Origin of the sequence: Kitasatospora sp. NPDC017646 (genome assembly GCF_044329365.1) — a bacterium.
GTDB lineage: Bacteria > Actinomycetota > Actinomycetes > Streptomycetales > Streptomycetaceae > Kitasatospora.
Map to the genome: position 1 here is coordinate 47380 of NZ_JBIRJC010000014.1, position 19083 is coordinate 66462.

Here is a 19083-nt window from a genome sequence, read left to right on the forward strand (position 1 = left end):
CCTCAACCCGTGCGGCACCGCAGCCCGGAGCTGTCGTCGGGCACCGGAGTCGATCGAGGACTGTGCGGGGTCCTCGATCGGCGGTGTCCGACCGAGGAGAAGCCTCGCGCGGTCAGGGCAGTTGCGCGGTGGGCCTCTCCTTGGTGCCCTCCCATTGTGGACTAGACCAATCTTCGTTGTCCAGGCCTCCCGGCAAATTGGTCTAAACAACTCCGGACAGTCATCCGCCGCCACCGCACGGTCCGCCGAGCCCGACCCCGACCGGCGGCGCTACCCTCGCCATGTGCCCTCGTTGAACGAACTCGTCCGCCGCCACACCACCCTGACCGGGGCCGACGTGGAATGGCTCCACATGCTGGTCTCGGAGTGGCAGCTGCTCTCCGACCTCTCCTTCGCCGACCTGGTGCTGTGGATCCCCACCTGGGACGGCATCCGCTACGTCTCGGTGGCGCAGATGCGGCCCAACACCGGCCCCACCTCCTACCAGGACGACATGGTCGGCCACCTCGTCCCGCGCGGGCGCCGCCCGCTGCTGGACGCCGCCTTCGACGAGGGCCGGATCGTCCGCGAGGGCGACCCGGAGTGGCGCGAGGAGGTGCCGGTCCGGGTCGAGTCGATCCCGGTCCGGCGCGAGGGCAAGGTGCTCGGGGTGATCGCCCGCAACACCAACCTGCTGACCGTGCGCACCCCCAGCCGGCTGGAGCTCACCTACCTGCAGAGCGCCTCCGACCTCGCGCAGATGATCGCGGCCGGTAGCTTCCCGTTCCCCGGCGTGGAGCAGGCCGACATGGACGCCGCCCCCCGGGTCGGCGACGGCCTGATCCGTCTGGACGCGGACGGCATCGTCACCTACGCCAGCCCCAACGCCCTCTCCGCCTACCACCGGCTCGGCCTGACCTCCGACCTGGTCGGCAGCCACCTCGGCCGGGCCACCGCGGACCTCGCCCCGCCCTCCCGTTCGGCCGTCCACGAGGCACTGGTGAAGCTGGCCAGCGGCTGGGCGCCCCGGCAGACCGAGGTGGAGGCGCAGGGCGGAGTGGTGACCCTGCGGGCGATCCCGCTCAAGCCCAAGGGGACCCTGACCGGTTCGCTGGTGCTCTGCCGGGACGTCACCGAGCTACGCCGGCGCGACCGCGAGCTGATGACCAAGGACGCCACCATCCGGGAGATCCACCACCGGGTGAAGAACAACCTCCAGACCGTCGCAGCCCTGCTGCGGCTGCAGTCCCGCCGGATGGAGTCCGAGCCCGCCCGGGCCGCGCTGGACGAGGCGGTGCGCCGGGTCGGGTCGATCGCGATCGTGCACGAGACGCTCTCGCAGGCGCTGGACGAGCAGGTCGCCTTCGACGAGATCGCCGACCGGGTGCTGGCGATGGCGATGGAGCTGTCCCAGGACGGCCGGGTGGCGACCCGCCGCACCGGCAGCTTCGGCATCCTCTCCGCCGAGGTGGCCACCCCGCTGTCGATGGTGCTGACCGAACTGCTGCAGAACGCCCTGGAACACGCCTTCGGCCCGACGGCCTCCGGGAACCTGGAGGTGAGTGCCCTGCGCGGACGGGCCCCGGCGACCGGCAAGGGCTGGTCGGACAGCTGGAACGGCGGCGCCCGGCCGGAGGAGTACCTGCTGATCACCGTGCAGGACGACGGCCGCGGCATGCCCGAGGGCTTCGACCCGAAGACGGCCGGCAACCTCGGACTCCAGATCGTCCGGACGCTGGCCACCGGTGAGCTGGGCGGGACCTTCGACATGGTGGCCGGCCCGGACGGCGGGACCAAGGTGATCCTGGAGATCCCGGTGCGTTGAGGCGTTGAGGCGTTGAGGCGCGCGGCCGGGGCGCGCGTTCGGCGAACGCGCCGGGTGCACACTCCGTGCGCCCTGGGTGCGGAAACAGAAACGAGGCCCTGTCGACCGGGGGGGGGTGGGTCGACAGGGCCTCTCAACCCGTTCCGGCCGTCGGGGGGAGTCGGCCGGAACGGGGGCTCTGGGTGGTGCGACACCTGACATGTGCGTTGCACACGGTGAGCGTCACAGCTCCACGATATTGCTCTAAGTGAACAGTATCAAGTGGCTGGACGGTCCTGTGTCGCGGGACCTCGCCGGGCAAGGCCCTTGGTGCGGAAGGCTTCACCAGGAACTGCAGGGAAGCCTTTGATCATGTGTTGATCGGTACGGCGGTTACTGCTGGTGCTACGGCGTGTGATCAGACGCTGCTGATCAGGCGGTGCGGGCGCGGTTGCGGGCGGCACGGCGCTTCATCGCGCGACGCTCGTCCTCGCTCATACCGCCCCAGACGCCGGCGTCCTGGCCGGTCTCGAGAGCCCACTGGAGGCACTGCTCCATCACCGGGCAGCGGCGGCACACGGCCTTGGCTTCCTCGATCTGCAGCAGAGCAGGACCGGTGTTCCCGATCGGGAAGAACAGCTCCGGGTCCTCTTCGCGGCAGACAGCGCGGTGGCGCCAGTCCATGGTCGTCCAACTCCTCCTGCCGCGGGGGGTGGCCCGATCGGCATAATCGAATGTGGCTTGTGAATGTGAACGCTTTCACGAATCCCACAACAGCAAAAGAGACCAGAGGCCCGTCGGGCCCGGGTGGTCTGTGCTGGGAGGGGATTCGGCGATTCGAGGGACACTCCGCGGTCGGTGCTCCTGTGGTTCCGGAGTCGCCGTCGCTGCGATGTGTCCCGATCGCCATGTAGAGGTTCGCAAACCTCAGGCTCGGATACAACCCCCTTCGGGGAGGAATTTTTGATTCTTCGGTGTCGCCTAGCTCACAGCCAGTACTTCTATGGAGTGAAGGGGGCTTGTGCGTTCGAGAAGAAGGGCGAACCCCGCTTCCGGTCACACAATCACACGCAGTGCCCGCCGTACGCCTGTGAAACTGACGCGACTCCGGTCTCCAAGATGGTCCCCGTCGACCTGGAACGGGACGGGTTCCTGGGAAACCAAGGTGAAGTGTCTGACGTCGTGATAGGAGACGACGTGCTTTCCGGAGGGCCCGGCCGACGGCGCGCCGTCGCTCGAAGGCGCGTGCGACCGCAGGATCTGACGGACCGTTCGAGCGGTACCGAACGCCGTCATCCGGGTGACGCCGAAGACGTCCAGATCCGTGTCGAAGGAGGCGAGGGGTGAGGGGTAGACCGGACGGTTGCCGAGGAAGGTCCACGGCGAGGTGTTGCTGACTATGGCCAGCACCAGACCCGGAACGGCTGCGTGGCCCGGGAGTTCGAGGGCGACCGGGCCCGAGCGACGCTGCTCACGCTGGGTGAAGTAGTGCCGGACGGCCTGCCCGACGTACAGCGCGTGGGTGGACTTGCGACCGGCCCGGCGCTGCTCCTCGACCCGGCCGACCACCCCGGCGTCGAAGCCTAGGCCGGCGGTGAAGGTGAACCAGCGGTCCGGCAGTCCCTCGGTCATCGCCTTGCCCAGCCCGATCGGCCGCTCCTGCCCCTGCTCCAGCGCGCTCAGCAGGGCGCCGGTGGCCTCCACCGGGTCGTTGGGCAGGCCCAGCGCGCGGGCGAAGACGTTGGTCGAACCGCCCGGCACCACGGCCAGTCGCGGGACCTTCTCGCCCGGGCCGTGCGTCAGCAGCCCGTTCACCACCTCGTTGACGGTGCCGTCGCCGCCCAGCGCCACCACCAGGTCCACCGTGCCCTCCGCCGCCGCCTCACGGGCCAGGTCGCGCGCGTGGCCCCGGTACTGCGTCTCGGCGACCTCCAGCTTGAGGTCGCTGCGCAGCGCGTGGATCAGTACGTCCCTGGTCCGGCCACTGGTGGTGGTGGCCTTGTGGTTCACGACCAGGAGAGCGCGCATGGGGAAAGCCTACGGGGCGGTACGGACCGGCCGGCGGCTACCCTGCTGGAGTGACCGCAGAAACCTCCGCCCCCGCACCCGCCCGCCCGGTTCCGCTGACCCTGGGCGCCGCCATCACCGCCCTGGAGGGCGCCGCGCTGGCCGTCGTCGGCGTCTCGGACATGGTGTCCGCGCTGTCCGGGCAGGCCAAGCAGCTCGCCCTGAACGAGTTCGGCGGCCTGGTCATCGTCCTGCTCGGGGTGCTGCCCGTGCTGGCCGCCCGCGCGCTGCTCAAGGAGCGCCGCTGGGGCCGCAGTCCGGCGGTGCTGACCAACTCGATCTGCCTGCCGGTGGCTTACTACATGGTCCAGAGCGGCGGCGCGATGATCGCGGTCGGCGTGCTGGTCGGCCTGCTCGGCCTGGTGGGCATCGGCGCGCTGCTCAGCCCGAAGTCCACCGCGGCGCTGTACGCCCCGCAGGAGGACTGAGCGCGCGGGCCCCGCGGAGGCAGCGGGACGCTCCGCCCGACCGGACGGCCGCCACAGCGGGAGCTGGGCGGCCGTCGGTGTTCCTGCTCGTGGCTACTCCTCCACGAGGAGCTTCTCCCGCAGCTGGGCCAGGGTCCGGGCCAGCAGCCGGGACACGTGCATCTGGGAGATGCCCACCTCGGCGGCGATCTGTGACTGGGTCATGTTCCGGAAGAACCGCAGCACCAGGATCTTCTGCTCGCGGGGCGGCAGTTGGGCCAGCAGCGGCTTGAGCGACTCCCGGTACTCGACGCCCTCCAGCGCCTCGTCGGTGGCGCCCAGGGTGTCCGCCACGGCGGGCGACTCGTCGTCGCTGTCCGGCACGTCCAGGGAGAGAGTGGAGTACGCGTTGGCGGACTCCAGGCCCTCCAGGACGTCCTCCTCGGAGATGCCCAGGTGCTCGGCCAGCTCGTGCACCGTGGGGGAGCGGCCGTGCCGCTGGGAGAGCTCGCTGGTCGCCGTGGTGAGCGACAGCCGCAGCTCCTGGAGGCGGCGCGGGACGCGAACCGCCCAGCCCTTGTCGCGGAAGTGCCGCTTGATCTCGCCGACGATGGTCGGCGTGGCGTAGGTGGAGAACTCGACCCCGCGCTCGTGGTCGAAGCGGTCCACCGACTTGATCAGTCCGATGGTGGCGACCTGGGTCAGGTCGTCCAGCGGCTCGCCCCGGTTGCGGAACCGCCGGGCGAGGTGCTCGACCAGCGGGATGTGCATCCGCACCAGCTGGTTGCGCAGCTCGACGCGCTCCGGGGAGCCCTCGGGCAGCGCGGACAGCCGGACGAACAGCGCGCGGGCGGCCTCCCGGTCCGGCGCGCCGGTGCGGTGCGAGCCCTGCGCGGGCACGGCGCCGTGCAGGTCCGCGGCCTCCTCCGCCGGCTCCGGCGGAGGAGCGGAGGCGGGCGTCGGCTCAGACGTCGGCTCGGTCGGGTGGCTCATCCGGTGGGCGTCCTTCGGGTGCGCTTCGTCGTTGGCGGCGAGGCCGGAAACGCTCGCCTGGGTCGGTACGGCAGGTCCCGCCGTCGCGAGGCCGGTACGGTCCAGATCACTCACGGCCATTCCCCCGTTCCGTTCCGGGAGCACCGAGGCCGTCGGCCCCGGTATCGTCTCGTTGGTCGTACCGCCCCGGGGGCGGTACCGGGAGCCGCCCGCCGGGCCCCGGAGGGGGAACGGCGGACGGCCCTTGCAGGGTGCTGCTCGGTGCCCGTCAGTGGGCGGTGGACCCGCCGCGCTTCTTGTGCAGGCTGATCGACACCGTGTTGTCCTCGGCGACCGACGAGTCCACCTCGCCGGCCAGCGCGGAGAGCACCGTCCAAGCGAAGGTGTCGCGCTCGGGCGCCTTGCCGTCCGTGGTCGGAGCGGCGACCGTCACCTTCAACGAGTCGCCGACCAGCCGGAACTCGCAGGACAACACGGAGCCCGGCACCGCCTGCTGGAGCAGGATGGCGCAGGCCTCGTCGACCGCGATCCGCAGGTCCTCGATCTCGTCGAGGGTGAAGTCCAGCCGGGCCGCGAGCCCGGCCGTTGCTGTTCGCAGCACGGAGAGATAGGCCCCCGCCGCGGGCAGCCGGACCTCCACGAAGTCCTGAACTCCGAGATCGCTGTCGATCTGGGACACCCTTGCCTCCTGGGTGACGCGCTGTGCTTGCTTGGCACCCCCGGTCGGGGGGCCTCTGCCAACCGCTGTTCTACCGCCACCGGTTGTGCCCTCGGTACCCCTGATCGGGGGTACCGAAGCCGCGGTTCCGCCGGCGTCCGGTCCGTTCTCCGCACCAGGTGCGGGAGTTACTCATGGTAAGGCATTGCGACGCAGGGTGGCAGGGCCTTTGCCCGTACTCCGTGCGTCCGTTCAACGGCTGCCGGCGGCCCGGAGTGCCTCGTCGGTGAGCCGGAAGACGGTCCACTCGTCCATCGGCACCGCACCGATCGACTTGTAGAAGTCGATCGAGGGCTGGTTCCAGTCGAGCACCGACCACTCCACCCGCGCGTAGCCGCGCTCGACGGCGATCCGCGCCAACTCCAGCAGCAGCGCCTTGCCGTGGCCGCCGCCGCGGGCCTCCGGGCGGACGTACAGGTCCTCCAGGTAGATCCCGTGGGTGCCGCGCCAGGTCGAGAAGTTGAGGAACCAGACCGCGAAGCCGACCGGCTCGCCGGTGGCGTCGTCCTCGGCGATCAGGCCGAACAGCGCCGGGTTGGCGCCGAACAGCGCCTCGCGCAACTGCTCCTCGGTGGCCACCGCCTCCTGCGGGGCCTTCTCGTACTCCGCCAGCTCGCGGATCATGGCCAGGACGACGGGGACGTCGGTGACGACGGCGGTGCGGATCATGCCGCGAGCCTACTGCTCGGGACCGGTCTCGTCCCAGGCCTGGACGGAGGTCTGGTCGACGATGCGGCCGTCCCGCAGGTCGGCCATCGAGGCCATGAGCACCCGCACCCCGTCGGGGTAGCGGCAGGACTCCAGGAAGGCGACGTGGTCGCCCTGGACCACCACCTGCTCCAGCTTGTGGGTCATCTCGCGGCCGTAGACGTCGTCCAGCATGGCGCCGATCTCGTCCCGCCCGTGCATCACCAGGGGGTGACTGGGCTGGGTCTTGCGGTCGACCACGCGCAGCTCGGCGTCCTCGGCGTACAGCGCCAGCAGGGCCTCGGCGTCGCAGCGCTCGATGCCCTCGCGCAGCGCTCGGGTGTCGAAGGCGGCGGGGGCCTCCATGGTGCTCATGCTCTCGCTCCTCCGGTGGGGTCCGTCGGCTCCGCACCTTCGAGCGTACGCCCGACCGTGGGCTTCGGCCGGGACCGGTCAGCCGGCCACAACGGTGCGCAGGAAGTCGGCCAGGGTGCTGATCGCGGCCGGGTTGCGCGGGCTCTCGACCAGGTCGGCGTAGTCCATGACCACGATCCGGTCGTTCCTGATCGCGGAGACGTTCGCCAGCGGCGGGAACGACTTGAGGAAGCCGCGCTTCTGCTCGGCGCCCGGGGTCGCGTAGTCGTTGATCACGATCACTCGGGGTCGCGCCGCACCACGCTCTCCCAGCCGGCGGTGACCCAGGTGTCCGCGAGGTCCCCCATGATGTCGGTCCCGCCGGCCCTGGCGATGATCTCGTTCGCGGCGGCGAACTTCCCGGCGGTGTACGGCTTGTCCTGCCCGCTGTCGTAGAGGAAGACGGACGGGCGGCGCCCGGGCTGCGGGACGGCGGCGATCCTCGCCCTGGACTCGGCGATCAGCTCGTCGGCCCGGTCCCTGACGTCGAAGATCTCACCGAGGTTGGCCAGGTCGGTGTAGAGCGCGTCCAGCGGCTCCATCACCCCGCGCTCGCTGCCCGTGCCGCTGCGGCAGGACTCGCTGAGCACGTACGAGTCGATGCCGAGGGCCTCGAACGCCTGCGGGGTGACGCCGCTGCCCTCGTCGAAGCCGTAGTGCCAGCCGGCGAACACCAGGTCGGCCCTGGCGTCCAGGGCGATCTCCTTGACGATCCGGCCGGCCCGCACGGTGCGCGGCAGTCGGATCTCCCAGACGATCGCGTACGCGGCGGCCTCGTCCGCGTCCAGCCGACCGCCCGTCAGGCCGGCTGCCAACAGGCGCAGGACGTCGGGGAGTCGGATCCCGGAGGCGCCGAACGCGACCCCGCAGACCAGCGAGACCAGCAGGGCCGCGGCGAGGCCGACGGCGAGCGGGACGGTCGGTGTTCGGCGAACGGGGTCCTTCACTGCGGTCGCGCCTTGCCTCGGGCCGCAGGGCGTGCCGGGGCGGGCGCCGTCCGGGGGCGTGTTCGGGCGCCTTCCCCTCGCAGTCCGCGGCGAGTTGTCGGGAGTTCAGCGACCGGGGCGATCGGGCTGGCACGACGTTTCGGGCCGTGCTCACCGTTGCGGGTCAGCGCCGGATTCACACCGGACTTCCCCCTCGGACGCCCGGCAGCATAGCAGTCACTCAAGCCGAGCAGTCCTTACTGAGAGCGGATCGCACGTGAACGCACGACCGCCCCCGTCCGACGGAGCGGACGGGGGCGGTCGGGTGGCGACGCGTCAGGCTCAGGCCTGCTTGGTCTCCCAGAAGATCTTGTCGACCTCGGCGATCAGGTCCAGCAGGGCCTGGCCGGTGGCCGGGTCCGTGGACGCCTTGGCGGCCGAGGCGGCCTTCAGGGTGTCGTTGATCAGCTTGTGCAGCTGGGGGTACTTCTCGAAGTGCGGGGCCTTGAAGTAGTCGCTCCACAGCACCGAGATGTGGTGCTTGACGGCCTCGGCGCGCTGCTCCTTGATGATGATGGCGCGGGCGCGGAAGTGCGGGTCCTCGTTGGCCTGGTACTTCTCCTGGGTGGCCTTGACCGACTCGGCCTCCAGCTTGGCCTGCGCCGGGTCGTACACACCGCACGGCAGGTCGCAGTGGGCGTGAGCGGTGGCACGCGGTGCAAACAGACGAGAGAACATGGGAGTCCTTCCTTAGATCGTCTTCCCGCGCCCGAGACTACCCTTCCGGCCTCCGGGTTTCGCGGCCGGGCGGTGGGCCTAGGGCAAAAGGCGGACCCGGAACCGGGGTAATCCGGACATCGAACGGATGGCGGTCCGTACGGCAGACTGGGGCCGGGCCGGGCCGGGCCGGTCCGGGAGGAGGAGTCGTGGCGCGGAGCACGGAACCGCGGGGCGCGGGCGGCGGCGTGCTGCCGTTCGGACTGGTCGACGTGGCGGGCCCGTCGATGGTCCCGACCCTGCGCGAGGGCGACCAGCTGCTGGTCCGCTACGGCGCGCCGATCCGGCCCGGCGCGGTGGTGCTGTTCCGGCACCCCTTCCAGCAGGACCTGCTGGTGGTGAAGCGGGCCGCCGAGCGCCGCCCCGAGGGCTGGTGGCTGCTGTCCGACAACCGCCCGGTGGACAGTGACAGCCGCAGCTACGGCCCGGTCCCGGACGAGCTGGTGCTCGGTCGGGTGCTGCTGCGGCTGCGCCCGAGCCCGGCCTGGCTTGCGCCGGGCCGCGGGCTGGAGCGACTGCTGCTCGGCCCCCGGCTGTCCCGGCTGCCGGGCCTGGCCCGCCGGTTCGGGGTGTGGGTCGAAGAGGTCTAGCTCCCGGAGTGCAGGGCGGCCTCGGCCTCCTGACGCTTGCGGGCCCGGTACGCGGCGACGTTGGCGCGGGTGGCGCAGCGGTCGGAGCAGTAGCGGCGGGAGCGGTTGGTCGAGGTGTCCAGGTAGGCGTTGCGGCACGGTGCGGCCTGGCAGATGCCGAGCCGGTCGGCGCCCAGCTCGGTGAGGTGGACGGCCAGGCCCATGCAGGCGACGGCGCTGAAGTGCGCGGTGGCGGTGGGCGAGTTGTCGGCCAGGTGCAGGTGCCAGCGCGGCCGGCCGGCATCGTCCAGGTAGTCGTGCCCGGAGACCAGCGGGCTGACGGGGTACTCCATCAGCAGGCTGTTCAGCAAGTCGACGGCCCGGACCTCGTCGCCCTCCGCGGCGGCCTCGAAGACCCCGCGCAGCCTGGTCCGCACCGCCCGCAGCCGGGGCACGTCGGATTCGTCGGCCAGCGCGGCGGCACGGGCGGAGTCGGAGAACAGGGCGCGCACCGCGTCCACCGAGGTCAGCGTGTCGGTGCCGCGCTCGGGCTCCTCGGTGTTCACCAGCCGAACGGCGAGATCGGCGTACGAGGCGAGCTCCACGGCGGTCCTTCCAGAGTTATCGGTAACGGGCTGACTGCTTCCAGCCTATTACCCGGCTGGGGAAAACGGGCGGCGCCCGGCAGGAAGTCGCCTGCCGGGCGCCAGCCGTACGGGCTCAGAGCACCTTGGAGAGGAAGGCCCTGGTGCGCTCGTGCTGGGGGTCGGTGAGCACGTCGCGGGGGTTGCCCGACTCGACCACCACACCGCCGTCCATGAACACCAGCGCGTCGCCGACCTCGCGGGCGAAGCCCATCTCGTGGGTGACGACCACCATCGTCATGCCCTCCTCGGCGAGGCCCCGCATGACGTCGAGGACGTCACCGACCAGCTCCGGGTCGAGCGCCGAGGTGGGCTCGTCGAAGAGCATCAGCTTGGGCTTCATGGCCAGTGCCCGGGCGATCGCCACGCGCTGCTGCTGGCCGCCGGAGAGCTGCGAGGGGTAGTTCCTCGCCTTGTCGGCGAGGCCGACCCGCTCCAGCAGGGCCATCCCGCGCTCCCGGGCGTCGGCCTTGGTCTCGCCCTTGACCTGGACCGGTGCCTCGATGACGTTCTCTATGGCGGTCATGTGGGGGAACAGGTTGAAGCGCTGGAACACCATGCCGATGTCGCGCCGCTTCAGGGCGACCTCGCGGTCCTTGAGCTCGTGGAGCTTGTCGCCCTTCTGCCGGTAGCCGACGAGCTCGCCGTCCACCCAGAGGCGGCCGCCGTTGATCTTCTCCAGGTGGTTGATGCACCGCAGGAAGGTCGACTTGCCGGAGCCGGACGGGCCGATGAGGCAGAACACTTCGCCCTGCTTGACCTCCAGGTCGATGCCCTTGAGCACCTCGACCGGCCCGTAGGACTTGTGCACGTTCTCGGCGCGGACCATCGGCTCGGCGGAGGCGACGGAGGCGGCGGGGGTCTTGCTCAGATCGGTCATACGTGACCACCTCCCTCAAGGCCCGGGACGACGTCGGCGTGCGTCTTCGGGGTGGGCTTCCCGGCGAACAGGCCCCGCAGTCGCTGCAGCGGGGTGGGCGGGAGGGTGCGGTTGGAGCCTCGGGCGTAGTAGCGCTCGATGTAGTACTGGCCGATGGTCAGCACCGAGGTGAAGAAGAGGTACCAGAGGCTGACCACGATCAGCAGCGGGATGTTCTGGTAGTTCCGAGAGTAGATGACCTGGCCGGCTCGGAAGATCTCCTCCAGGGAGATGACGGAAACCAGCGAAGTGGTCTTCAGCATCGAGATGGTCTCGTTGCCGGTCGGCGGGATGATCACCCGCATGGCCTGCGGCAGGACGATCCGCCGCATGGTCTGGAACCGGCTCATGCCGAGCGCGTGGGCGGCCTCGGTCTGGCCCTCGTCGACGGACTGGATGCCGCCGCGGACGATCTCCGCCATGTAGGCGGCCTCGTTGAGGCCGAGGCCCAGCAGCGCGGCGACGAAGGTCGGGATCAGGACGTTGGTCTGTTCGGACCAGAACTCCGGTCCCCACGGGACGCCGATCGACAGCTTGGCCCAGATCAGGCCGAGGAAGTTCCAGAACACCAGCTGCACCAGCACCGGGGTGCCGCGGAAGACCCAGATGTAGACCCAGGCGGTGCCGGCCAGCAGCGGGTTCGGCGACAGGCGCATCACCGCGAGGATGATGCCGCCGACCACACCCATGAGCATGGAGAGGGCGGTCAGCTCCAGCGTCACGAGCAGGCCGTGCATGATGCTGTCGTGGAACAGGTACTGCCCGACGATGTCCCACTTGAAAGCGGGGTTGGTGAAGAGGGCGCTCAGCAGCATCGCCGCGAGCAGGGCGATGACGACAGCGCCCACCCAGCGTCCGGGGTGGCGAACCGGGACGGCCTTGATGGTCTCAGGCCGTCCCTTCTCCGCCGCCCCCTTGTCCAGAGAGTTCACGGTGTGGCCTCGGGGGGAGAGATGAAGCGTACGAGAGGTCAGCTGACGGCGCCGTTGACGGTCGACTTGTCGAGGGCACCGGCCTCGACACCCCACTTGGTGAGGATCTGCTTGTACGTTCCGTCGTCGATCAGCGACTGGATGGCGCCCTGGACGGCCGGCGTGAGCTTGGAGCCCTTGGCCAGGGCGACGCCGTAGGGGGCCACACCGTAGGTGTCGCCGAGCTTCTCCAGCTGGCCGCCGGACTGCTTGATCGCGTAGTCGACGACCTGGGAGTCGGCCATCATCGCGTCGTCGCGGCCGGAGACCACGGCGTTGGTGACGTCCGTCTGGAGGTCGAACTTGTCGCCCTCGTTCTGGATGCCCGGCTTGCCGGCCTTGGCGCAGTCCGGGTTGCGGGTGTCCTTGATCTCGTCGGCCTGGGTGGTGCCGGTCTGGACGGCGACCTTCTTGCCGCAGAGGTCCTTCGGGTCGACCTTGTTGGGGTTGCCCTTCTTGACCGCGATGGCGCTGCCGGAGTTGAAGTAGGTCACCATGTCGACGACCTGCTCGCGCTCCTTGTTGTCCGTGAAGGACGACATGCCGAGCTGGAACTTGTTCGACTGGATGCCCGGGATGATCGCGGTGAAGCCGGAGTCCTGGACCTCGGCCTTGAGGCCGAGCTTGGCGGCGATGGCGTTGGCGAGGTCGACGTCCATGCCGATGACCTTGCCGCTGTCGTCCTTGAACTCGTCCGGCGCGTAGGAGGCGTCCGCGCCGACCACGAGCTTCCCGGCCGACTTGATGTCCGCGGGAACGAGGGCGACCAGCTTGTCGTCGGCCTTGACCTCGTTGACGGTCGCGGAGGCGTTGGGGGCGCCACCGCCCTCATTGCTCTTGCTGCTGCCGCAGCCGGTCAGCACGAGGGACACGGACACGGCGGCCACGCCGGCCGCGAGGAGGCGGGTGCGCTGGGTACGGGCGGTCATGAGGGGGATCTCCTCCTGGGGAGAGAAATCGGGCGGAGCGCGCCGCGGGAGCGGCGCACCGGGGCAGCTGGCCGTACGTCGTCGTACGGGTGGTATGGCGCTGTACGTCGTCGTACGGGCGTTGCCGGGTGGTGCAGTTGCCTGGGCGCACGGGGGCCGCCCAGGGTGGTGCGGGTACTGCTTGCGCCACCCTCCGCCGAGGTGGACGTCGACCTGAACCGCCTCGACCAGTGGCCGGCTCGATCCGAGATGGGGGGAATCCTGCCATCTGAGGACGGTCAGGTGGCCCTCATCCAGATCAAAATCGGATAACAAGGGCTCATGCTGTCCGCTATGCGGACGGATCGCGTGCCCCTGTCACCCTGCGTATAAGTATGCAGATCTGCCTGTACTCCGCCCGGAAGGCCCGCCGGAGCCGCCCGCCGCCCCGGGGGCTCAGATGCCCCCGTTGACCACCGCGTTCTGGGCCGCGCCGGCGCTCACGTTCCACTTGCCGAGGATCTTGTCGTACTCGCCGCTGCGGATCAGCTGGTCCACCGCCTTGGACAGGGTGTCGCGCAGCTCGGTGTCCTCCTTGCGCACCGCGATCCCGTACGGGTTGGAGGTGGACTGGGCGCCGGTCACCTCGAAGCGGCCGCCGCCGTCGGTGGTCTTGGCCGCGTAGGCGGCCACCGGGTAGTCGTTGAGGCCGGCCGCGGCCGCGCCGGAGGCGACCTCGGCCAGCGCCTTGGCGTCGGAGTCGAGGCGGTGCACGGTCAGTGGGCGGCCGGCGCGGGCGCAGACGGCGGTCTGCCGGGTGGCGATGTCGTCCTGGGAAGTGCCCTGCTGGAAGGCGACCGTGCGGCCGCACAGGTCGTCCAGGCCGTGGATCCCCTTGGGGTTGCCCTTCGGGACGACGATCGAGGTGCCGGCGATGAAGTAGTCCACGAAGTCCACGCCCGGGTTGACCTGCTTGCCGTTCTCGTCCAGGCCCTCGCGGCGCTGGCGGATGTCGCTGAGCGCGGACATCGCCACGTCGAACTGCTTGCCCTGGAGGCCCGGGATCAGCTTGGCGAACGGAGTGTCCTCGAACTCGACCCGCACGTCGAGGATCCGGCCGAGGGCGGCGGCGAGATCGGGGTCCAGGCCGGTCGGCTTGCCGTCCGGCCCGCGGAACTCCACCGGCGTGTAGTTGACGTCCATGCCGATGCGCAGCACCCCGGCCGAGCGCTGGGCCTTGGGAAGCTTGGCGCGGATGTCCTTGACCGGGTCGCTCGCGGCGGCCTGCTGGCCACTGCCGCACCCGGTGAGCAGCAGTGCTCCGACGGCGGCCAGGACGGTTCCGGCGACGGCCGGACGGCGGGCATGGGGGAGGTGAGGCATGAGGGCTGCTCCTGGGGGCGACCGCGGTCGTCGCGGTGTCGCGCTGGCGTACGCGGAATGGCGGACACGCGATCTTGCCATCCCACCCTGCCGGGCCCGGCGGCGGGTATGTCAGAATTCGGTACCGGGTGATCCCCGAACGCTCGAACCAGACCGACGAGCCCCGACAGGCTCGGGGTGCTCAGGACCGGAAGTCATGACGTGGCTCCGTATCCGGAGCGCCGACTCCCCAACGGATCTGCGTTCACTCCTGCGGGTGCGCGTGCCTCCACGCCGTTGCCGCCGCCGGGGCCCGGCGCTTCCGACGCCGGATCCCAGTCGACGCGACAGCACGGCGATGAATGGCACGTGACGAGGACGAAAAGGCATAGGTGCGATGCCTCCGTCCGACCTACGCTCGGCCCGGTAGCACAACGCGGATCAAGACAAGACCCCATAAAAACCCTCATCCGAGGGCGCCACCCGACGGCAGCGCCCCACCCCGACCCCGGGTCCGCTTCGGCGTACCCGGTTTCCGGTTTCCGGACGGGGCCGCACTGCCCGTCGGCCGCGCACCTCGCCAGATCAATGACGAAGAGGTCATCGTGGCAGCGGAGATCATCAGCAGCACCCAGGACACCGACGATCCGGTCGACGCCGTTTTCGCGCTCCACCGCGGCGGCAAGATGGAGATCCGGGCGACCGTGCCGGTGCGCGACGCGGACGACCTGTCCCTCGCCTACACCCCCGGTGTCGCCCGGGTCTGCACGGCCATCGCCGAGCAGCCGGAGCTGGTCAACGACTACACCTGGAAGTCCAACACCGTCGCGGTGGTCACCGACGGCACCGCGGTGCTGGGCCTCGGTGACATCGGCCCGGAGGCCTCGCTCCCGGTGATGGAGGGCAAGGCGATCCTGTTCAAGCAGTTCGGCGGCGTGGACGCGGTGCCGATCGCGCTGGCCTGCACCGGGGTGGACGAGATCGTCGAGACGGTGGTCCGGCTGGCCCCCTCCTTCGGCGGCGTCAACCTGGAGGACATCTCCGCCCCGCGCTGCTTCGAGATCGAGCGCCGGCTCCAGGAGGCCCTGGACATCCCGGTCTTCCACGACGACCAGCACGGCACCGCGATCGTCACCACCGCCGCCCTGTGGAACGCCGCCAAGGTGACCGGCCGGGAGATCGGCTCGCTGCGGGCCGTCATCTCCGGCGCCGGCGCGGCCGGCATCGCCATCGCCAAGATGCTGCTGGCCGCGGGCATCGGCGACGTGGCCGTCTGCGACCGCAAGGGAGTGGTCCACCAGGGCCGCGAGGACCTGACCGACGTCAAGGCCGAGATCGCCGAGCAGACCAACCGCTCGGCCCTCAAGGGCTCGCTGGCCGACGCGCTGGCCGGCGCCGACGTGTTCATCGGCGTCTCCGGCGGCACCGTGCCGGAGGAGGTCGTGGCGACCATGGCCGAGGGCGCGTTCATCTTCGCGATGGCCAACCCCAACCCGGAGATCCACCCCGAGGTGGCCCACAAGTACGCGGCGGTCGTCGCCACCGGGCGCAGCGACTTCCCGAACCAGATCAACAACGTGCTGGCGTTCCCGGGCATCTTCGCCGGCGCCTTGCAGGTGCGGGCCTCCCGGATCACCGAGGGCATGAAGCTGGCCGCCGCCAAGGCGCTGGCCGGCGTGGTGGCCGACGAGCTGACGCCGCAGAAGGTCATCCCCTCGCCGTTCGACGAGCGGGTCGCCCCGGCGGTCACCAAGGCCGTGGCGGACGCCGCCCGCGCCGAGGGTGTGGCGCGGATCTGACGATCTGACGATCTGACGAACCCCGGAGCCGAGCGGGGGAGTCACCGCCTGAGGCCGGGACACGCGTCACACGTACGCGTGGTTCCCGGCCTCGGCCGTCCCGGCTAGTGTCCGGGACATGTTTGCTGCCTATGCCGCCCGTATCGACGCCGACGACCCGCTCAGCGGCCTGGAGTTGGGCGAACTCCCCGAGCCGCAGGCCCGCCCCGGCTGGAGCGTGGTGACGGTCAGGGCCGCCAGCCTCAACCACCACGACCTGTGGTCGCTGCGCGGCGTCGGCCTGCCTGCCGAGAAGCTGCCGATGATCCTCGGGTGCGACGCCGCCGGCGTCGACGAGGACGGCAACGAGGTCGTCATCCACTCGGTGATCGGCCAGACCGGCCACGGGGTGGGCCCGACCGAGCCCCGGTCCATCCTCACCGAGCGCTACCAGGGCACCTTCGCCCAGCAGGTGGCCGTGCCGACCTGGAACCTGCTGCCCAAGCCCGCCGAGCTGAGCTTCGAGGAGGCCGCCTGCCTGCCCACGGCCTGGCTGACGGCGTACCGGATGCTGTTCACCAACGCCGGAGTCAGGCCCGGCGACACCGTCCTGGTCCAGGGTGCCGGCGGCGGGGTGTCGACCGCGCTGGTCGTCCTCGGCAAGGCGGCCGGCCTGCGGGTCTGGGTGACCGGCCGGGACGAGGCCAAGCGCCGTCGGGCGGTCGAGCTCGGCGCGGACGCGGCCTTCGAGAGCGGCGCCCGGCTGCCCTCCCGGGTGGACGCGGTGATGGAGACGGTCGGCGCCGCGACCTGGTCGCACTCGGTGAAGTCGCTGCGCCCGGGCGGCACCATCGTGATCTCCGGTGCCACCTCCGGCCCCAGCCCGAAGGCCGCCGAGCTGAACCGGATCTTCTTCCTGGAGCTCAAGGTGGTCGGCTCGACCATGGGCACCAAGGAGGAGCTGGCCGGGCTGCTGGCTCTGTGCGCCAACTCCGGGGTCCGCCCGGTGATCGACTCGGTGCTGCCGCTGTCCGAGGCCCGGGAGGGCTTCGCCCGGCTCGCCAAGGGCGAGGTCTTCGGCAAGATCGTGCTCAACCCCTGAGCCGTGACGGCCCGGTGTCCCCGTACGAGGACACCGGGCCTCCACACCGGCGTGGGTCAGCCGAGCAGCCGCTTCAGCCGCTCGCCGGCCGCGCCCAGCACCGAGCGGGCCGTGGCCAGCTTGTCGGCGTTCACCCCGCCGTCCCGGGCCGCGTCACGGACCTGGTCGCGGAAGCGGTCGAGCAGCCGCTCCAGTTCGCGAGACGGGTCCCCGTCCGGGTCGGTGCGCGCCCACGGCGGCAGGTCGGCGGGGGCGGCCGTCGCGTCCTGGTCCTTGTCCAGGTCGATCCGGGTCGCGGTGACCCGCTCGCCCGGTTCGGCCGACTTCTCCGCCGTCGGGTGGCCCCAGCGGGCGGCGTCGGCGAGTCCGGCCAGGCCCTTGGTCAGTTCGGACAGGCCCTCGGCCAGCCCGGTCGGCCAGTCGCCCTTCGCGGCGTGCTCGCGCACCTGCTGCTCGACCCGGCGCTTGATCCGCAGCGCCTCCTGCTGGGCGGCGGCGCGGGAGGCCTTGGCCTGCTCACGCAGTCGGCGGGCCTCCTCCTCGGCGGCCTTCGCCTTGGCCTTGGCGGCCCGCTCCTGTTCCCGGGCGCGCTTGGCCTGCTCCTTGGCCTGCCGCTTGAACTGGGCGAACTCCTCCTTGGCACGCTGCCAGGACTCGTTGTCGCCCCACGGGCCGGCCCACGGGTCCCCGCCGGTCGAGGCGCCGGCGCCGCGCTCCGGCCGGGGGGCCTGCTTGGCGGCCTGCCACAGCTCCTCGCGGAGGTCCTTGGCGCTGTCCCGGACGTCCTCCCGGATCGCCCCGGCGAGCTGCGCCACGGAGTCGTGGATCTCCAGCTCCAGCTCGTCCAGCTCGCCCCGTCGCGCTTCCAGTTCGACCCGCCCGGTGTCGGTGAGCCGGTAGACCTTGCGGCCGCCCTCGGTGCTGTGGCTGACCAGGCCCTCCTGCTCCAGCTTGGCCAGCCGCGGGTAGACCGTGCCGGCGGACGGGGCGTACAGGCCCTGGAAGCGCTCCTCCAGCAGGCGGATCACCTCGTAGCCGTGCCGCGGGGCTTCGTCCAGCAGCTTCAGCAGGTAGAGCCGGAGCCGGCCGTGGCCGAACACAGGGGTCATCTCAGGCCTCCTTGGTGAGGTCGGGGCCGGTGGGCCCATCGGTGGCGGGGGAGGCCGGGAGCTCCTTGACGACCACCGGGGCGTCGTCCTCGGTGTCGGGGCGGCGCAGCACCGTCACCGCGCCGGAGACGGTGGTGACGTTGAGGCTGCCGCGGCCCTCGCCGAGCTGTCCGGAGATCTTCTTGGCGCCCCAGGTGCTGCTCATCGTGAGCTCGTCGAAGGTGCTGGAGACATCGCCGCTGGTGGAGCCGGCCTCGACGGTGGCGTCGGCCAGCGAGGGGATCCGGACCACGACCGGGCCGCTGACGGTGTTGACCTTGACGTCGGTCTCGCCTGCCACGTCGAGGTCCAGGGTGACGGCACCGGTGACGCTGTTGGCCTGGACCCGGTCGGCGGTTCCGGCGATCACGGTGAGCTGCCCGGAGACGGTGTTGACCTTGAGCCGGCCGCCCACCGCCTGGGCGTCCACGTCGCCGGTGACGGTGCTGGCGTCGATCCGCCCGGTGACCCCGGCCAGGGTGGTGTCGCCGCTGGCGGCCTGCACCGAGACGTGCCCCTCGATGCCGGTGACGGTGGAGTGGGCCGACACGGTGCCGACCTTGACGTCGGTGCCGGCCGGGACGGTCAGGGTGACGTCGACGGAGCGCTTGCGCTTGAAGGAGTCGAAGAAGTTGCGGACCGAGCCGATCGACTTGATCCAGTCGCCGAACTCGCCCCAGCTGTTGATGTCCCGGTAGGTGACGGTGAGGACGCCGTCGACCAGCGTCACGTGCAGCGCGTCGCCCTTGAGACCGGTGACCTCCAGGCGGGCCGGGCCGTCGGCCGCGACCACGTTCACGGTGCCGTCGATGACGCGCACGTGCAGCGCACGGACCGCGTCCTCGAAGGTGGTCCTGCCCGGCCCCTCGATCGTCCACTGGCTCATCTCTGCCGCCTCCCGTCGCGGATC

General features: G+C 70.9%; 19 protein-coding genes, 1 pseudogene and 1 riboswitch. Of the genes and pseudogenes, 5 read left to right on the plus strand and 15 right to left on the minus strand.

Going from position 1 to position 19083, the window contains the following annotated elements:
* Positions 1–283 precede the first annotated feature (283 nt).
* Positions 284–1804, plus strand: a complete 1521-nt coding sequence (locus tag ACH4J0_RS22375; RefSeq protein WP_396242270.1) for a sensor histidine kinase — start codon at positions 284–286, stop codon at positions 1802–1804.
* A gap of 411 nt (positions 1805–2215) precedes the next feature.
* Here the strand turns inward: ACH4J0_RS22375 and ACH4J0_RS22380 are convergent, their stop codons facing one another.
* Both ACH4J0_RS22380 and ACH4J0_RS22385 read right to left on the minus strand, forming a co-directional pair.
* The gene (locus ACH4J0_RS22380) at positions 2216–2467 is read right to left on the minus strand and encodes a WhiB family transcriptional regulator (protein ID WP_014138019.1); all 252 of its coding nucleotides are present in this window, start codon (positions 2465–2467) and stop codon (positions 2216–2218) included.
* A 372-nt stretch (positions 2468–2839) separates the two neighbouring features.
* Complete coding sequence (locus ACH4J0_RS22385) at positions 2840–3811, minus strand: diacylglycerol/lipid kinase family protein (protein WP_396242271.1); 972 nt, start codon at positions 3809–3811, stop codon at positions 2840–2842.
* A gap of 50 nt (positions 3812–3861) precedes the next feature.
* Between ACH4J0_RS22385 and ACH4J0_RS22390 the strand changes: the two genes are divergently transcribed.
* Positions 3862–4278 (plus strand): hypothetical protein, encoded by a 417-nt coding sequence (locus ACH4J0_RS22390; protein ID WP_396242272.1) that lies wholly within the window; start codon positions 3862–3864, stop codon positions 4276–4278.
* A 93-nt stretch (positions 4279–4371) separates the two neighbouring features.
* Here the strand turns inward: ACH4J0_RS22390 and ACH4J0_RS22395 are convergent, their stop codons facing one another.
* From ACH4J0_RS22395 to sodN, 6 genes and pseudogenes are all read right to left on the minus strand, one after another.
* Positions 4372–5364, minus strand: coding sequence for an RNA polymerase sigma factor SigF (locus ACH4J0_RS22395; RefSeq protein ID WP_396242273.1), 993 nt, complete (start codon positions 5362–5364; stop codon positions 4372–4374).
* Positions 5365–5518: 154 nt separating this feature from the next.
* Positions 5519–5929 carry an anti-sigma regulatory factor gene (locus ACH4J0_RS22400; protein WP_396242274.1) on the minus strand — a complete coding sequence of 137 codons (411 nt, stop codon included), beginning with the start codon at positions 5927–5929 and terminating at the stop codon, positions 5519–5521.
* Positions 5930–6160: 231 nt separating this feature from the next.
* The gene (locus ACH4J0_RS22405) at positions 6161–6637 is read right to left on the minus strand and encodes a GNAT family N-acetyltransferase (protein ID WP_396242275.1); all 477 of its coding nucleotides are present in this window, start codon (positions 6635–6637) and stop codon (positions 6161–6163) included.
* Between the two features lie 9 nt (positions 6638–6646).
* Entirely contained in the window at positions 6647–7030 is a 384-nt protein-coding gene (locus ACH4J0_RS22410) for a nuclear transport factor 2 family protein (RefSeq protein ID WP_396242276.1), read from the minus strand.
* Between the two features lie 78 nt (positions 7031–7108).
* Positions 7109–7785 (minus strand): annotated as a pseudogene (locus ACH4J0_RS22415) (ABC transporter substrate-binding protein); the annotation flags it as partial.
* Between the two features lie 326 nt (positions 7786–8111).
* Positions 8112–8249: riboswitch (cobalamin riboswitch) on the minus strand.
* An 88-nt stretch (positions 8250–8337) separates the two neighbouring features.
* Positions 8338–8733: a superoxide dismutase, Ni gene (gene sodN, locus ACH4J0_RS22420; protein WP_030057980.1), complete on the minus strand. Its 396-nt coding sequence runs from the start codon at positions 8731–8733 to the stop codon at positions 8338–8340.
* Between the two features lie 188 nt (positions 8734–8921).
* Between sodN and sodX the strand changes: the two genes are divergently transcribed.
* Positions 8922–9362, plus strand: coding sequence for a nickel-type superoxide dismutase maturation protease (gene sodX, locus ACH4J0_RS22425; protein ID WP_396242277.1), 441 nt, complete (start codon positions 8922–8924; stop codon positions 9360–9362).
* On the opposite strand, the gene ACH4J0_RS22430 is transcribed toward sodX, so the two are convergent.
* The 5 genes from ACH4J0_RS22430 to ACH4J0_RS22450 form a co-directional block, all read right to left on the minus strand.
* On the minus strand, positions 9359–9946 hold the full coding sequence (locus tag ACH4J0_RS22430) for a CGNR zinc finger domain-containing protein (protein ID WP_396242278.1): 588 nt from the start codon (positions 9944–9946) through the stop codon (positions 9359–9361). The two genes, sodX and ACH4J0_RS22430, sit on opposite strands and share 4 nt — an antisense overlap.
* 115 nt (positions 9947–10061) lie before the next feature.
* The gene (locus ACH4J0_RS22435; RefSeq protein ID WP_396242279.1) at positions 10062–10865 is read right to left on the minus strand and encodes an amino acid ABC transporter ATP-binding protein; all 804 of its coding nucleotides are present in this window, start codon (positions 10863–10865) and stop codon (positions 10062–10064) included.
* Complete coding sequence (locus ACH4J0_RS22440) at positions 10862–11836, minus strand: amino acid ABC transporter permease (RefSeq protein WP_396242280.1); 975 nt, start codon at positions 11834–11836, stop codon at positions 10862–10864. Before ACH4J0_RS22440 ends, ACH4J0_RS22435 begins: the two co-directional genes overlap by 4 nt.
* Before the next feature lie 38 nt (positions 11837–11874).
* Entirely contained in the window at positions 11875–12804 is a 930-nt protein-coding gene (locus ACH4J0_RS22445; RefSeq protein ID WP_396242281.1) for an ABC transporter substrate-binding protein, read from the minus strand.
* A 435-nt stretch (positions 12805–13239) separates the two neighbouring features.
* A complete protein-coding gene (locus ACH4J0_RS22450) occupies positions 13240–14166 on the minus strand; it encodes an ABC transporter substrate-binding protein (protein ID WP_396242282.1) in 927 nt (308 codons plus the stop codon).
* A gap of 584 nt (positions 14167–14750) precedes the next feature.
* Here ACH4J0_RS22450 and ACH4J0_RS22455 point away from each other — a divergent pair.
* Positions 14751–15944: an NADP-dependent malic enzyme gene (locus ACH4J0_RS22455; protein WP_396242283.1), complete on the plus strand. Its 1194-nt coding sequence runs from the start codon at positions 14751–14753 to the stop codon at positions 15942–15944.
* A 118-nt stretch (positions 15945–16062) separates the two neighbouring features.
* Positions 16063–17025 (plus strand): zinc-binding dehydrogenase, encoded by a 963-nt coding sequence (locus ACH4J0_RS22460; RefSeq protein WP_396242284.1) that lies wholly within the window; start codon positions 16063–16065, stop codon positions 17023–17025.
* 56 nt (positions 17026–17081) lie between these two features.
* Here the strand turns inward: ACH4J0_RS22460 and ACH4J0_RS22465 are convergent, their stop codons facing one another.
* Both ACH4J0_RS22465 and ACH4J0_RS22470 read right to left on the minus strand, forming a co-directional pair.
* Positions 17082–18134, minus strand: a complete 1053-nt coding sequence (locus tag ACH4J0_RS22465) for a PadR family transcriptional regulator (RefSeq protein ID WP_396242285.1) — start codon at positions 18132–18134, stop codon at positions 17082–17084.
* 1 nt (position 18135) lies between these two features.
* On the minus strand, positions 18136–19059 hold the full coding sequence (locus tag ACH4J0_RS22470; protein WP_396242286.1) for a DUF4097 family beta strand repeat-containing protein: 924 nt from the start codon (positions 19057–19059) through the stop codon (positions 18136–18138).
* Positions 19060–19083: the final 24 nt, after the last annotated feature.

Coding starts and splice junctions, on each gene's coding strand:
- ACH4J0_RS22380 (WP_014138019.1), bottom strand. CDS start 2,467: ATGGACTGGCGCCACCGCGCTGTCTGCCGCGAAGAGGACCCGGAGCTG.
- ACH4J0_RS22385 (WP_396242271.1), bottom strand. CDS start 3,811: ATGCGCGCTCTCCTGGTCGTGAACCACAAGGCCACCACCACCAGTGGC.
- ACH4J0_RS22405 (WP_396242275.1), bottom strand. CDS start 6,637: ATGATCCGCACCGCCGTCGTCACCGACGTCCCCGTCGTCCTGGCCATG.
- ACH4J0_RS22410 (WP_396242276.1), bottom strand. CDS start 7,030: ATGAGCACCATGGAGGCCCCCGCCGCCTTCGACACCCGAGCGCTGCGC.
- sodN (WP_030057980.1), bottom strand. CDS start 8,733: ATGTTCTCTCGTCTGTTTGCACCGCGTGCCACCGCTCACGCCCACTGC.
- ACH4J0_RS22435 (WP_396242279.1), bottom strand. CDS start 10,865: ATGACCGATCTGAGCAAGACCCCCGCCGCCTCCGTCGCCTCCGCCGAG.
- ACH4J0_RS22445 (WP_396242281.1), bottom strand. CDS start 12,804: ATGACCGCCCGTACCCAGCGCACCCGCCTCCTCGCGGCCGGCGTGGCC.
- ACH4J0_RS22450 (WP_396242282.1), bottom strand. CDS start 14,166: ATGCCTCACCTCCCCCATGCCCGCCGTCCGGCCGTCGCCGGAACCGTC.
- ACH4J0_RS22460 (WP_396242284.1), top strand. CDS start 16,063: ATGTTTGCTGCCTATGCCGCCCGTATCGACGCCGACGACCCGCTCAGC.
- ACH4J0_RS22465 (WP_396242285.1), bottom strand. CDS start 18,134: ATGACCCCTGTGTTCGGCCACGGCCGGCTCCGGCTCTACCTGCTGAAG.
- ACH4J0_RS22470 (WP_396242286.1), bottom strand. CDS start 19,059: ATGAGCCAGTGGACGATCGAGGGGCCGGGCAGGACCACCTTCGAGGAC.